Source organism: Actinopolyspora lacussalsi, from assembly GCA_030803735.1.
Lineage (GTDB): Bacteria > Actinomycetota > Actinomycetes > Mycobacteriales > Pseudonocardiaceae > Actinopolyspora > Actinopolyspora lacussalsi.
Genome location: JAURUC010000001.1, coordinates 526,877 through 540,494 on the forward strand (window position 1 = coordinate 526,877; position 13,618 = coordinate 540,494).

A 13,618-nucleotide genomic window follows, 5' to 3' on the forward strand; every position below is an offset into this window, starting at 1 on the left:
GCCGATGGTATTCCGGTGGCCCACTGATCGAGACATGCGTGAGGTGTGATGCGTGTCCCAAATTTGTTAGCCGGCGTTAACCGAGTGCGTGGTCACCCTCCGCGTGGTCAACGCCCGCCCAGCTTCTCCAGCTCGGTGACCACTTCGGGGAACGGCGGCAGCGCGAGGAACTCCCGCTCGATGGCCCTGGCACGGTGCCGGTGGGCTGAGTCGGCGAGCACGGTTCCCACCGTCGTGCGCAGCGAATCGTGCGAGACGTCCTCGAGGTCGAGCCGTTTCCCCGCGCCGAGCCGTTCCACCCGTTCGGCGTTGGCGGGTTGTTCGGCGAAGGCCGGCAGCACGACCATCGGCACTCCGCTGCTGAGTGCTTCCCGGACACCGCTGAACCCGCCGTGGGTGATGAACGCGTCGCAGGCGGGCAGCAACAGCTGTTGCTGGACGAAGGAGGTCAGGTACACGTTGTCCGGGCGTGCCCCTTCCCAGTCCTCCGGGGCGGTTCCCCTGCCCAGCGCGACCACCCCGGTCACCCGCAGATCGCCGAGGGCCTCGACGATCGTGTCCAACAGTCCCTTGGGCCCGGCCTCGTGCAGCGCCGCCGCGTTGGACCCCAGTGTGGCCAGCACCAACGGCCGATCACCCGGTAGCTCCGCGATCGCGGGATCGAGTCGCTGCTCAGCCGCGCGCGGTGCCCGGTAGTGAACCGCCGAGTCCAGCCGCAGGTGTTCCGGGTAGAAACTCTCGGGCACGATGCTCAGCCTGCGATGCCGGAACTGATGCAGCGGATCGGAGACGCCGGATATGCCGAGTCGCTCGCGTTGCTCGTTGATCCTGGCCAGCACGTCCTCGTGTTCGTGCTGTCCCAGTGGGCCGGTGTCCAGCGCCGCGTGCGGGATGCCGAGGTATTCGGCGGCGTAGTAGGCCGGGTAGTCGGCCGCCTCGCGCACCAGCAGGTCCGGTCCGAACGAACGCAGCGATTCGATCGACTCCTCGGCGGTGTCACCCGCGACCGCTCCGGCGAAGACGCGTGCGAAGTAATCGGGCTCGGCACGGATCGTGCGGCGACCGAGATCCGCCATCACGGAGGGGTCGATGCCGAGACGTTCGACTGTCTCCGGCCGTTGGAGGATTTCCCGCGGTCCCATCGCGTTCGGAAGCACCAGCGGGGTGAGCCCGAAGGCACGTACCTCCTCGGCGAGCTCCGGGGAGGTCAGCACCCCGATCTCGTGCCCGGCCTCGGCCGCGAATCCCGCGAGTGGCAACAGAGCGGGTACGAGATGGGAGTAGACCGGTTGACTGCTGAACGCGATGCGCACGCTTGCTCCTGAAGCTGCCGGTGAGGAGTTCTCGGTACCCGACATTATGAATCACGGTCGTCGAGCTCGTGCTGCCGCGGTCGCGGTGCTGTACCCGGGTGCGGCGGCTTGTCGAGGCGGGCGGCCGAGCTCATCCCCGGTGCGGGAACGTGTCGATGCCCGGGGCGGCGCCCCGGGCATCGAGTGTGCGACGAACCGGATCACCGAAATCCGTCCCGTCAGTTCCCGTTGAACTGCACGTCGCTGCAGAGGTAGTAGGACTGGTCCATGTGCGAGGCCTGCCAGACCGTGTAGACGATGTGGCGACCGGTGCGGTCACCCGCGTCGATGTTGTCGATCGTCGTGGTCGTGGCGGGCGGACGTGAGCCGGTCTCGGTGACCAGTTCGAGGTTGTCCCACCCTAGCTGCTGGGACGTGGGGTCGAAGCCCTGCTTGGTGATGTAGACCTTGTAGTAGTCCGCACCGTGCTGGGCCTGATCGGTGACGGTCACCGAGAACTGGTTGTCCTTGGTGGTGGTCTTCCACTGGCCCGGCTCGTCGAGCGCGGCGTAGCGGTCCCTACCGGCGCTGCACAGCTGGCCGTCCGGGATGGCGGACTCGTGGTTGCCGTTGACGCCGTTGACGTACAGACCGTTCCAGTTCCACATCGCGTTCGGGTTGGCCTGCCACGCCTGCCAACACATCGGGTCCTCTTCTTCCATCGCGGGGGACTGGAAGTTGTCCGCCCAACGATCCCAGCAGCCGTAGTTGCGGGAGGGCGGGTCGGTCGCGGACCCGTGGGCGCTGGCCTCTTCCGGCTGGCCCATCTGCATTCCGGCGAACATCGCGGTGGCGGCGGCGGACAGGGCCACCACCCGTGTCAGGACGCCGGTGCGTCGACGAACGGAACGCTTGGACATTTCGTCTCCTAGAGAGAGGAACACGGTTTATGGGAGCGCTCCCAAAAAAACTCTAGCGAGAGTTACGGAAGTTGTGAACCCTCTCACACTCGGGTTTGTCTTCCGGTGTTGCTCATGGGGAGTGGCCACTGGGCCGGGAGGTTCGGTCGCCCCTCGCCTCCGGCGATCCGGTCGTGGCGCTGGAGTCGAACGTAATCACACACGGCTTGCCCTACCCGGACAACGCGGCCACCGCCCGGAAAGTGGGGCAGGCCGTCCGGTCCTGGGGGAGCCACACCCGCGACGATCTGTATCGAGGACGGTGCCATCCGGGTCGGTATGACCGAGTCGGACATAGAGCGTTTCGCCGCCACGCCGGGAATCCCGAAAGTGAGCAGTCGAGACATGTCGGTGGTGCCGGCCCAAGGGGAGAGAGGGGCCACCACGGTTGCCTCCTCCGCGGTTGCCGCGGACTTGGCGGGCATCCCGTTCTTCTCCTCGGCCGGCATCGGTGGAGTGCATCGGGATGCCCAGGAAACGATGGACATCTCCTCGGACCTGATCCAGTTCACCCGCTCCCGGATCGCCGTGGTCCGCGCCGGGGCGAAGATGATCCTGGTTCTCGGCCTGACGATGGAGTACTTGGAGACGCACTGTGTGCCGGTGGTTTCGAACCACTCGGACGACTTTCCGGCCTTCTACCGCGTCATTTCGGGATTTGCCAGTCCGCACCGGATGGACGCCGAGCGACTCCTGGCCAGTGCCGTCGAGAACCACTGGGCACTCGGGAACCATTCCTCGTTCCTGATCACCACCCCGGTCCCGGAACGGGGAGCCATCGACAGCGATGAGGTCGATCGGACGATACGGGAGGTCACGGTCGCGGCCGAGAAGGACGGGGTGAGTGGTCAAGCGATCACGAAGTACCTCATGCGGGCCGTTCATGCGGCGACGGAGGGATGCTCGGTGCGGGCGAACACGGCAGTGCTCGTTTCCTGTGCCGAGGTGGCAGGACGGTTGGCCGCGGTTCATGCGGGTGAGGTTGTCCGGTGATCTGTCGGTGCGACTTCAGCGGTCCGTCTCGTTCGGGACGGTGTCGCCGAGGCTGGTGAGGAGTTTGCGCAGCAGTTCGGTGAGGTGCTCCTGTTCGTGCGGATCGAGTCCGGCGAGTGCACGCGTCTCGTGTTCGACGTGGTCGACCACGGCCGCGTCCACAACTCGATAACCGTGTTCGGTGAGTGTGATCAGTACGCTGCGCCGGTTGTCGGGGTCGGTTTCGCGGGTCACCAGTTCCTTGGCCGCCAGCCGGTCGATGCGGTTGGTGATGGCTCCGGAGGTGACCATGGCGGCTTCGACGAGGGCGCTCGCGGTCAGCTGGTACGGGACTCCGGAGCGACGGAGCGTGGCCAGGATGTCGAATTCCCAGGATTGCAGGTTGTGGGCGGCGTAGTTCTCGCGCAGTTTGCGTTCGAGCAGTTGGGATGCGCGCTTGATGCGCCCCACCACCCCCATCGGTGCGGGATCGATGTCCGGTCGTTCGGTACTCCACTGCTCCAGCAGTCGGTCCACGCTGTCCCTCACTGATCTCCTTAATGTTGAAGTGTTTGACCCATACTAGCAGGCGAGCTATTCTAATGAATATTAATTAGTTTAATATTGAGGAGAAGTGATGGCCCGGATCGCTGAAACCGGAAGTTCCGCTGCGGACGGCTCCCCGGCTCGAACATGGAGTCTGATCGGTCTCGCCGCGCTGGCGCCGGCTACGTGGGGCACCACTTACCTGGTGACCACCGAGTTCCTGCCGCCGGACCGCCCGGTACTTTCCGGCGCGATCCGTGCGCTGCCCGCGGGGCTGATCGTGCTCGCGGTGACCCGGACCCTGCCGAGGGGAAGCTGGTGGTGGCGTGCGGCTTTGTTGGGCACCCTCAACATCGGAGCCTTCTTCGCGCTGCTGTTCGTCGCGGCCTACCGGCTGCCCGGGGGTGTCGCGGCCACTCTCAGCGCGGTGCAGCCGTTGTTGGTCGCGGGACTGGCGTTCGCGCTGCTCGGGGAGCGGCCGACTCGCTGGCGTCTCGGCTGGGGAGTGGCCGGAGTGGTCGGGGTGGCCATGATGGTGCTTCAGGGCAGGCTCAGCTTCGACCCGATCGGGATCATGGCAGGACTCGCCGGTGCCGGGGCGATGTCGGCCGGGGTAGTGCTTACCAAGCGGTGGGGTCGCCCCGAAGGGGTGAGCCTGTTGACCTTCACCGGCTGGCAGCTGACGGCGGGTGGACTCCTGCTCGCGCCGCTGGCTCTCGCTTTCGAGGGAATGCCCCCACCACTGGATCTCTCCGCGATCGGCGGATACCTCTGGCTGGGCGGTTTCGGCACGCTGCTGGCCTACATGCTGTGGTTCCAGGGGGTGACTCGGCTGCCCGTAGCGGCCGTGTCGTTCCTCGGTCTGCTTTCTCCTGCCGTGGCCACGATCCTCGGGTGGTTGGTCCTGAACGAAGCCCTGACCGCCGTCCAGACGATCGGTTTCGTGCTCGCCCTGCTCTCGATCGCGGCCGCACAGCTCAGCCCTCCCGATCTCGGCAAGTCACGCCGATCGAACTCGCCGTTCCCGTCGAGGGAAACGGCACCGAAAGCCGCTGCGGCGGAGGAGTCCGACGAATCCCGACGCGCACCGGCAGCCACAGCCCACCGGTAGTGACAGTCACCGGTAACGACACGAAACCACTCTCGGGAAAGGAAGAAAACGTTGAGTCGAACCCTGTTGATCACCGGAGCCACCGGCACCGTGTCCAGTGCCCTGCTGGAGGCCCTGCGGCACTCCGAGCTCGAACCACGGGCGTTGGTCCGCGACGAGGCGAAGGCCGAGCAATTCGAGGCACGGGGTATACGGGCCGTCGTCGGCGACCTCGACGACGCCCGGTCGTTGCCGGCGGCCTTCGAGGGCGTGCAGGATCTGTGGCTGCTGACCCCGAACAGTCCCCGGGCACCCGAGAACAACATGAACGCCGTCTGGGCCGCGCGTCGGGCGGGCGTGGAACGGGTGGTTCGCCTGTCGGCGATCGGTGCGGCCCATGACGCGCCGACCCGCAGCGGACGGTTGCACGCACTGTCCGATCGCGAGACCGAACGATCCGGCATGTACTGGACGATCCTGCAACCCCACTGGTTCATGCAGAACCTGCTCAACGAGGCAGGCGACATCGCGGCCGAGGGAGCGTTCTCCCTCAACATGGGCCAGGAACGGCTGGGGATGATCGACGTTCGCGACATCGCCGAGTTCGCCGCGCGGGTACTCACCACGGAACCGGACCGCCATCACGGCAAGACCTACACCCCGACCGGGCCGCGCTCGCTGTCCTTCACGGAGGTAGCCGAACAGCTCGGTCGAACGCTCGGACGAGAGATCCGCTACGTGCCGACGGCCGACGAGATCGAGCGCAAGACCCTGCTCGACATCGGCGTGCCGGAATGGATGACCGAGATGCTCATCGAGTACGGGCAAGCCTACGCGACCGGGTGGGGTGACTTCACGACGAACGATTTCCAGAACGTCGTGGGCCACCAGCCCCGTGGCTTCGCCGACTTCGCACACGACCACGTCGACAGCTTCGCCCCGGCACACCGATAACCCCACCGAACACGAACCTCGCCAGTCACCCGGCGGACCAAGCCCTGTGACCACGAGAACGAACCCGTCGTGACCGGGCCGGAAACGGTGTTGACCGCCCGAAGCCTTGGGAGGCCACGCCCGGTCCCGGCCACGCCGTGTCCGGATTCATCGGAACAGCGGTATACCCGGTCGTTCCGCTGGTGGTGGGGGAGATTTCCCATCCTAAAAACCGCTTGGTCGGTATGTTGAGCTGCGCTGCCTACCGGTCGAGACCGGGTTCGGGACAAGACTGTCGTGGGGTGACGGATCCTGACGGTCTGTTTCAAGCGCTGATACGGATGTTCGAGGAAGACGTTGGCGGTTCACCGGCGATTCGGCCGCCCTTCGGGACGGTGTTCGATGTCGGGGCCTCCCCGAGCGAGAACTCGTGGGAGGCCCCACCGAGCGGGAGGGGGAGAACCGATTCGACGGACGCCTCTCAGGAGGTGGGCTCCCCGTCGAGGTCGCGGGCCAGCAGTTCCACCAGCTCGTCCAGCACCGCTTCGGCACCGTCTCCCTCGGCGGCCAGTTCGACCTCGTCGCCGTGCTCGGCCCCGAGCGTCATGAGTCCCAGCACACTCGCGGCATCCACCGGTCCGCCCGGCGTGCCGTCGGTGACCTTGGCGATGGTCACCGGCAGCGGTTGTGCGGCCGCGTTCGTCGCCAACAGTCCCGCGGGGCGTGCGTGCAGTCCGACCTTCGACGCGATCGTCACGCGACGCTGGTGCATTCCGTTACTCCTCTCCCAGTGGCGCCCGGTCGTCCGGTCGCCGCTGACGAGCGGGTGAACCGACGTTCCCGCTCGATCGGTTTCACCATCGCCTTCAGGCGGCAACGGCCCTTTCGGTCTCCGGGGCCCGTTCCTTCGACGTCGCCCCGCGTCCCACGAACGTCTTGGTAGCGATCACCACGGACGCGGCCACCACCACCCCCGCGAGGATCGCCACCGCGTACAGCAGCGGACTGCCGACCAGCGGCAGCACGAACAGCCCACCGTGCGGCGCGCGCAGCGTCGCGCCGAAGAACATGGACAGCGCGCCCGCGCTCGCCGATCCGGCGATCATGGAGGGGATGACCCGCAGGGGGTCCGAAGCGGCGAACGGGATCGCCCCCTCGGTGATGAACGAGACTCCCAGCAGCCAGGCGGGACGTGAGCTCTCCCGCTCGGCGGCGGAGAACGCCCCGGCGCGCACGGTCGCGGCCAGTGCCATCGCCAACGGTGGCACCATCCCCGCCGCCATCACGGCGGCCATGATCTCTAACGCCGTCTCGCTACCGGTGGTCAGCCCGCCGACCGCGAAGGTGTAGGCGACCTTGTTGACGGGACCGCCGAGGTCGAAAGCGATCATTCCACCGAGCACCGCGCCCAGCAGCATCGCGTTCGCACCGCTGAGCCCGTTGAGCCAGTCCGTGAGAGCGGTCATCGCGGCGGCGATGGGTTTGCCGAGCACCACGAACATCAGGGTGCCGACCACCATCGAGCCGAACAGGGGTATCACGACCACCGGCATGATGCCCGCGACGGCCGAGGGCACTTTGATCCGGCGCAGACCGGCGACGACACCGCCTGCCAGCAGTCCCGCGATCAGACCGCCGAGGAAACCCGCCCCCACCGCGACGGCGGCGGCACCACCCACGAAACCGGGAACCAGGGCGGGGCGCTCGGCCATCGCGAACGCGATGAAACCGGCGAGCACCGGGACGAGGAACTCGAAAGCGGCAGTGCCGATCTGGTTCGCCAACGCGGCCCAGCTGGTCAGACTCGCCGGATCGAACCGTTCGGTGACGTCCGGCGCTTCGGTGATCTGGTAACCGCCCAACGCGAAGCTCAGCGCGATCAACAGCCCACCGGCCGCGACGAACGGGATCACGTAACTGACGCCCGTCATCAGCCACTGCCGCAGCCTAGCGCCCGCCGAGGCGTTGGCGGAGACCTTGGTGGCCGGTTCGGGGCTCGAGCGGTCCGCTTCGGCCCCGGTGCGGACCGGCTCGGCCGTCGCGGCGCGTTCGAGCAGGGAAGCGGCACTGTCGACGGCCTGTTTCACGCTCGCCTCGACGACGGGCTTGCCGGTGAACCTGTCGCGTTCGCCGACCCCGACGTCGGCGGCCAGAATCACGGCGTCGGCGGCGGCTATGTCCTGTTCGGACAACGGATCGGAACCGGCCGCCCCCTGCGTCTCGACGCTGAGCTCGTCACCCCGGTCACGAGCGGCCTGTTCCAGCGCCTCGGCAGCCATGTAGGTGTGCGCTATTCCGGTGGGACACGCGGTCACGGCAACGAACTTCAAGGTTTTACCTCCTCACGCACGTAGGAAGCGACCACGGCCGGGTCGTCCGCGTCGAGCAGGGTTCGTTTGAACTCTCCCCGCATCAGTCGACGTGCCAGCGAGGCCAGCACCGCCATGTGGTCCGAATCCCCGCCTTCCGGGGCGGCTATCAGAAAGATCAGATTCGCCGGACCGTCCTCGGCGCCGAAGTCGATCCCCGTGGAGCTGCGCCCGAACGCCAGGCTCGGAGCGGTCACGGCAGCCGAGCGACAGTGCGGGATGCCGATACCACCCCGCATGCCGGTGGCCATCTGTTGTTCGCGGGCCTCGACATCGTCGAGGAAACGTTCGATGTCGGTGACGCGTTCGGCGTTGACCAGTCGATCGGCCAATGAGCGGACCGCGGCACGGCGATCCGTGTCCGGCAGGTCCAAATCGACCAGTTCGGTGGTGATCAGTTCACTGCTCATTCTTCGACTCCGTTACGGCGACATGGGGTCGAGCCGACCTGATTCGTCGACTTCGGTGATCCGCACCTGTTCGATCCGCAGCTCTTTCGGGGTGGGCATCCTGCTGCCCGGCAGTTCCACGGCTGCCGAGCCGTAGGCCACGGCGGAGCGCAAGGCTTCCGGTCCGTCTCCGCCCGCGAGCAGGTACCCGGCCAGCGCGGCATCACCCGCACCGACCGTGCTGCGCACCCTTCGAGCGTTGCTCGTGCCAAACCAGGCAGACTCGTCCTCGACGAGCAGTGCGCCGTGCTCGCCGAGGGTGACCAGCACGGAACCGGTGCCCTCGGAGCGAACCGCTCGTGCGGTGGCGGCCACTTCTGCGAGGTCAGCGGGCCGGTGTCCCGCGAGTTCGGTCAGTTCCGCCAGGTTGGGGGCGAGCAGGTCGGGCCCCGCCGCGCACGCCTCGGCCAGCGCGGCCCCCGAGGAGTCCACCGCGACCTTCGCGCCGGCCCCGCGAGCGGTTCGCACCAGACCGGCGTAGTAGTCGTCGGGGCAACCGTGCGGCAGGCTCCCACTCGCCACCACCCATCGCGCTCGCGTGGCCACCTCACCCAACCGGGTGCGCAACGCTTCCAGCTCGCCGGTGGTCAACGCGTTCCCGGGCTCGTTGATCTTGGTGGTGGTCCCGTCGGCCTCGACCAGGGTGAGGTTGCTGCGGGTGGCGGCCTCCACGGGCACCTCGACGACGGAGACGGCCTCCGGCGCGAGCAGCTCGGCGAGGCTGTTGCCCTCGACCCCTCCGGTCGGTAGTACCGCCACGGCGCTGTGATCGGCCGCGGTCAACACGCGGGCGACGTTGACCCCTTTGCCGCCGGGGTCCACGTGTACTCCACCGGCGCGGTGAACCTCCCCCCGATCGAGACGATCGAGCAGTACGCTGCGATCCAGACTGGGGTTGGGAGTGACGGTGACGATCATGTCAGTACCACGTCCGTTCCGCACTCGCGCAGCTCGGACACCGCCGTCTCGTGCAAACCACTGTTGGTGATCAGCACATCGAGATCGGATATCTCGGCGAAACGGCTGAAGTGGTCGCGTCCGTACTTGGTGTTGTCGGCCAGCAGGACTCGTTCGCGGCAGGATCGCACCATCGCCGATTTCACCGCGCTTTCCGCGCTGTCCGGGGTGGTGCAGCCCCGCTCGGCGGAGAAACCGTTCGTGCCGAGCAGACCGACGTCGATGGTCAGACCGTCCAGCACGCTCAGTGCCCAGGACTCGACAGCTGCCAGCGTGGTGCCTCGCACCCGACCGCCGAGCAGATGCAGGTCGAGGTTGCCACGGTTGGCCAACTGGTTGGCCACCGGAAGCGAGTTGGTGACCACTGTCAGCTCGCGGTCGGTGGGCAGCAGGCCCGCCACCCGGCTCGTGGTGGTTCCCGCGTCCAACAGCAGCGTCCCCCTTTCGGGCACCAGGTCCAGCGCGGCGCGTGCCACTCGGTCCTTTTCCGCCGCGGCTGTCTGGTCCCGCTGTGAGACACCCGGTTCGAAGTCGAGCCGTTCCTGCGGGATCGCCCCGCCGTACACGCGGCGCAGTAGCCCTTGGCGTTCCAACGTGCCGAGGTCGCGTCGAATGGTCTCCGGCGCTACCTCGAGCTCCGTGGACGCCGCCGCGACGTCGATACGACCGTCGCGGCGTGCCCGCTGCACCAGCACCTGCCGACGCTCCGCCCCGTACATGCCCGTTGTCCTCCGTTCTGATTTTTGTTGCTGACTGATTCTGCCCGTTATTGTTGTGTTGTCAAGGTCACATTTGTTTCCGGGGTGGTTCGCCGTGGCTCGCTGGAGTCGCTGTTCAGGAGCGGTAAAAGTGAAGTCTTGAATCGGGAGCGCTCCCGAAAAGCGCTGTGCCACGCTCGGCCGGTGGGAATCCGAGGAATCGCCCGTAGTGGGCAGTGGTCGATCGGTTCCCGCGGTTCGAGACCCGTGTCGGGAGGTTCCGCCGGACGAGTCGCCGCGGAAGCCGGATCGACGGGATTTCGCTGCTCGTCGCAGCGGTCGCATCCCGGGCCGAGGCAGTCCGGGGGGTCGAGGGGAAGGTGGTGGCGAGTCCGCCCTGGGCGCGGTACCCGTCACCGCGCCATGCCTCGCGCCCTTCCTTGGCCGCCATGACCGCGATGACCGGTGCCGCCGCCGGATCGGCCGAGAACCAGCCCAAGGAGGCGGTGGGCAGTAGGCTCGCGTCTCTTCCCTGCTCTCACGTGCCAGCTTCAAAGCGGTAGTTCAGTTTTTCCTGAACTGTTTCCAGGGCGGAGTCGTAACGCGAAGAGAGGGGCTGAACGAACTCCGGGTACGGTGTGCGACCCCACATGTGCCGACACGAGCTGAACAGGGAAGATGGAATCCGAGATGACGCTTACCGACCAGCTTCCCCCGACACCCGACACCGATCCGGACGCCCTGCTCGACGGGTTCACCAGCTGGACCGCCGAACAGGGGTTCGAGCTCTATCCCGCGCAGGAAGAGGCGCTGATGGAGGTCGTGTCCGGCTCCAACGTGATCGTCAGCACCCCGACGGGTTCGGGGAAAAGCCTGATCGCGGTCGGTGCGCACTTCACCGCCCTGGCGAACAAGCAGCGCAGTTTCTACACCGCGCCGATCAAGGCGCTGGTCTCGGAGAAGTTCTTCTCGCTGGTGGACCAGTTCGGTGCCGACAACGTCGGGATGCTGACCGGCGACAGCAGCGTCAACCCGGACGCGCCGATCATCTGCTGCACCGCCGAGATCCTGGCCAACATCGCGCTGCGCGACGGCGAACGCGCCGAGGTCGGCCAGGTGGTCATGGACGAGTTCCACTTCTACGCCGAGCCCCAGCGTGGCTGGGCGTGGCAGGTGCCGATGCTGGAGCTGCCGCAGGCCCAGTTCGTGCTGATGTCGGCGACCCTCGGTGACGTCACCGGTTTCAAGAAGGATCTCACGCGCCGTACCGGTCGTGAGACCGCCGTGGTCAGTTCCGCCGAACGTCCGGTGCCACTGACCTTCCGGTACGCGATGACCCCGCTGCACGAGACGATCGAGGAGCTTCTCAACGGCAGGCAGGCCCCGATCTACGTGGTCTACTTCAACCAGGCCTCCGCGGTGGAGCAGGCGCAGGCGTTGGTCAGTATGAACGTGGCCAGCCGTGCCGAGCGCGACGCCATAGCCGAAAAGCTCGGCGACTTCCGGTTCACGGCGGGGTTCGGCAAGACACTGTCCAGGTTGATCCGACACGGCATCGGCGTGCACCACGCGGGTATGCTGCCGCGTTACCGCCGGCTGGTCGAGCAGCTCGCACAGGCGGGACTGCTCAAGGTCATCTGCGGTACCGACACGCTCGGGGTGGGGATCAACGTCCCCATCCGCACCGTGCTGCTGACCGGGTTGACCAAGTTCGACGGCAGCCGCACCCGCCACCTCAAGGCCAGGGAGTTCCACCAGGTCGCGGGCCGGGCGGGCCGCGCGGGGTACGACACCGACGGTTATGTGGTGGTACAGGCTCCCGAGCACGTCATCGAGAACGAACGCGCCCTGGCCAAGGCCGGCGACGATCCCAAGAAACGCCGCAAGGTCGTCAAGAAGAAGGCGCCCGAGGGCTTCGTCTCCTGGGGACAGAAGACCTTCGACAAACTGGTCGAGGCCGAGCCGGAACCGTTGACGTCGAGCTTCAACGTCACCCACGCCATGCTGCTCAACGTGATCAGCCGACCCGGCGACACCTACGCTGCGATGCGCGAGCTGCTCACCGACAACCACGAGGACCGTCCGGCCCAGCGCAAGCACATGTTGCGGGCCATCTCCATCTACCGTGCGCTCGTGGCCGCCGGGGTGGTCGAGCAGTTGAACGAGCCGGACGAGCAGGGCAGGCTGGTCCGGGTCACCATGGACCTGCAGTTCGACTTCGCGCTGAATCAGCCGCTGTCGCCGTTCGCGTTGGCCGCGATCGAACTGCTCGATCCGGCTTCGCCCAGCTACGCGGTGGACGTGCTGTCGATCATCGAGGCCACTCTGGACGATCCGCGTCAGGTGCTGGGCGCGCAGCAGGCCAAGGAACGCGGTGAGGCCATCGCGCGGATGAAGGCCGAGGGCGTCGAGTACGAGCAGCGCATGGAGATGATCGAGGACATCACCCATCCGCAGCCGCTGGCCGAGATGCTCGAGGCCGCTTACGAGACCTATCGGCAGGGGCATCCCTGGGTCTCCGAGCACGAGCTCTCCCCCAAGTCCGTGGCCAGGGACATGTACGAGCGGGCGATGAACTTCGTGGAGTTCGTCAACCACTACGGGCTGGCACGTTCGGAAGGGCTGGTACTGCGGTACCTCGCGGACGTCTACAAGGCGCTGCGGCACACCGTGCCCGACGACGCAAAGAGCGAGGAGCTCGGCGACATCATCGAGTGGCTCGGCGAGCTGGTGCGTCAGGTGGACTCCAGCCTGCTCGACGAGTGGGAGCGGCTGCGCAATCCGGGCGAGGACGATTCCGGCGCCGAGACCGTCGACGAGGGGCCCGCCAAGCTCACCGACAACAAGCGGGCCTTCCGAGTGCAGGTCCGCAACGCCATGTTCCGGCGCGTGGAGCTGGCCGCGCGGGAGCGGTTCGACGAACTCGGCGAACTCGACGGGGAGGAAGGCTGGAAGGCCGAGGACTGGCAGGCCGCGCTCGACGAGTACTTCGCTGAACACGAGGAGCTCGGTACCGATGCCGACGCTCGTGGTCCGAGCCTGTTCATGGTCACCGAGAAGTCCGAGCGGTGGTTGGTGCGCCAGGTCTTCAGTGATCCGGAGGGCAACAACGACTGGGGGATCAGCGCCGAGATCGACCTGCCCGCTTCGGACGAGGCGGGCGTCGCTGTGGTTCGCGTCACCGACGTGGGCCGGTTCGACCAGTACTGATCGAGTTCCGGGGTGAGTGTGCCCCGGTTCATCTCTTCCGCATCACGGTGCGGTACGGGTATTTCACCCAATTAGGTTGTGCGCAATTTAGTTTTCCGCTATCTTTTTGGTGGGTGGTCGCGGTACGCGGCCTTGCCCGCGCC

At 66.9% G+C, this 13,618-nt stretch carries 11 protein-coding genes and 1 pseudogene; 4 read left to right on the forward strand and 8 right to left on the reverse strand.

Annotated elements, in window-relative coordinates:
* Positions 1-107 precede the first annotated feature (107 nt).
* Both J2S53_RS02370 and J2S53_RS02375 read right to left on the reverse strand, forming a co-directional pair.
* Complete coding sequence (locus J2S53_RS02370; protein WP_456239557.1) at positions 108-1,313, reverse strand: glycosyltransferase; 1,206 nt, start codon at positions 1,311-1,313, stop codon at positions 108-110.
* A 218-nt stretch (positions 1,314-1,531) separates the two neighbouring features.
* On the reverse strand, positions 1,532-2,212 hold the full coding sequence (locus tag J2S53_RS02375; protein ID WP_456239558.1) for a lytic polysaccharide monooxygenase auxiliary activity family 9 protein: 681 nt from the start codon (positions 2,210-2,212) through the stop codon (positions 1,532-1,534).
* Between the two features lie 128 nt (positions 2,213-2,340).
* Between J2S53_RS02375 and J2S53_RS02380 the strand changes: the two are divergent.
* Positions 2,341-3,244, forward strand: a pseudogene (locus tag J2S53_RS02380) (pseudouridine-5'-phosphate glycosidase).
* Positions 3,245-3,259: 15 nt separating this feature from the next.
* Here J2S53_RS02380 and J2S53_RS02385 read toward each other — a convergent pair.
* The gene (locus tag J2S53_RS02385; RefSeq protein WP_456239559.1) at positions 3,260-3,772 is read right to left on the reverse strand and encodes a MarR family winged helix-turn-helix transcriptional regulator; all 513 of its coding nucleotides are present in this window, start codon (positions 3,770-3,772) and stop codon (positions 3,260-3,262) included.
* Positions 3,773-3,860: 88 nt separating this feature from the next.
* Here J2S53_RS02385 and J2S53_RS02390 point away from each other — a divergent pair, with 88 nt between their 5' ends.
* Positions 3,861-4,880, forward strand: coding sequence for an EamA family transporter (locus tag J2S53_RS02390; protein ID WP_456239560.1), 1,020 nt, complete (start codon positions 3,861-3,863; stop codon positions 4,878-4,880).
* Between the two features lie 51 nt (positions 4,881-4,931).
* Positions 4,932-5,813: an SDR family oxidoreductase gene (locus J2S53_RS02395; RefSeq protein WP_456239561.1), complete on the forward strand. Its 882-nt coding sequence runs from the start codon at positions 4,932-4,934 to the stop codon at positions 5,811-5,813.
* Positions 5,814-6,273: 460 nt separating this feature from the next.
* Here J2S53_RS02395 and J2S53_RS02400 read toward each other — a convergent pair whose 3' ends face one another.
* The 5 genes from J2S53_RS02400 to J2S53_RS02420 form a co-directional block, all read right to left on the reverse strand.
* Complete coding sequence (locus J2S53_RS02400) at positions 6,274-6,564, reverse strand: HPr family phosphocarrier protein (RefSeq protein WP_456239562.1); 291 nt, start codon at positions 6,562-6,564, stop codon at positions 6,274-6,276.
* Positions 6,565-6,658: 94 nt separating this feature from the next.
* The gene (locus J2S53_RS02405; protein ID WP_456239563.1) at positions 6,659-8,122 is read right to left on the reverse strand and encodes a PTS fructose transporter subunit IIC; all 1,464 of its coding nucleotides are present in this window, start codon (positions 8,120-8,122) and stop codon (positions 6,659-6,661) included.
* Positions 8,119-8,571 carry a PTS sugar transporter subunit IIA gene (locus tag J2S53_RS02410; RefSeq protein ID WP_456239564.1) on the reverse strand — a complete coding sequence of 151 codons (453 nt, stop codon included), beginning with the start codon at positions 8,569-8,571 and terminating at the stop codon, positions 8,119-8,121. The genes J2S53_RS02405 and J2S53_RS02410 overlap by 4 nt, the downstream gene beginning before the upstream one ends.
* 12 nt (positions 8,572-8,583) lie before the next feature.
* Positions 8,584-9,528, reverse strand: coding sequence for a 1-phosphofructokinase (gene pfkB, locus J2S53_RS02415; protein WP_456239565.1), 945 nt, complete (start codon positions 9,526-9,528; stop codon positions 8,584-8,586).
* Complete coding sequence (locus J2S53_RS02420; RefSeq protein WP_456239566.1) at positions 9,525-10,286, reverse strand: DeoR/GlpR family DNA-binding transcription regulator; 762 nt, start codon at positions 10,284-10,286, stop codon at positions 9,525-9,527. The genes pfkB and J2S53_RS02420 overlap by 4 nt, the downstream gene beginning before the upstream one ends.
* Positions 10,287-10,955: 669 nt before the next feature.
* Here J2S53_RS02420 and J2S53_RS02425 point away from each other — a divergent pair.
* The gene (locus J2S53_RS02425; protein WP_456239567.1) at positions 10,956-13,475 is read left to right on the forward strand and encodes a DEAD/DEAH box helicase; all 2,520 of its coding nucleotides are present in this window, start codon (positions 10,956-10,958) and stop codon (positions 13,473-13,475) included.
* Positions 13,476-13,618 lie beyond the last annotated feature (143 nt).

What these genes read in the sequence shown, in the direction of transcription:
- J2S53_RS02375 (WP_456239558.1), bottom strand. Translation starts at nt 2,212, where the DNA reads ATGTCCAAGCGTTCCGTTCGTCGACGCACCGGCGTCCTGACACGGGTG.
- J2S53_RS02390 (WP_456239560.1), top strand. Translation starts at nt 3,861, where the DNA reads ATGGCCCGGATCGCTGAAACCGGAAGTTCCGCTGCGGACGGCTCCCCG.
- J2S53_RS02400 (WP_456239562.1), bottom strand. Translation starts at nt 6,564, where the DNA reads ATGCACCAGCGTCGCGTGACGATCGCGTCGAAGGTCGGACTGCACGCA.
- J2S53_RS02410 (WP_456239564.1), bottom strand. Translation starts at nt 8,571, where the DNA reads ATGAGCAGTGAACTGATCACCACCGAACTGGTCGATTTGGACCTGCCG.
- pfkB (WP_456239565.1), bottom strand. Translation starts at nt 9,528, where the DNA reads ATGATCGTCACCGTCACTCCCAACCCCAGTCTGGATCGCAGCGTACTG.
- J2S53_RS02420 (WP_456239566.1), bottom strand. Translation starts at nt 10,286, where the DNA reads ATGTACGGGGCGGAGCGTCGGCAGGTGCTGGTGCAGCGGGCACGCCGC.
- J2S53_RS02425 (WP_456239567.1), top strand. Translation starts at nt 10,956, where the DNA reads ATGACGCTTACCGACCAGCTTCCCCCGACACCCGACACCGATCCGGAC.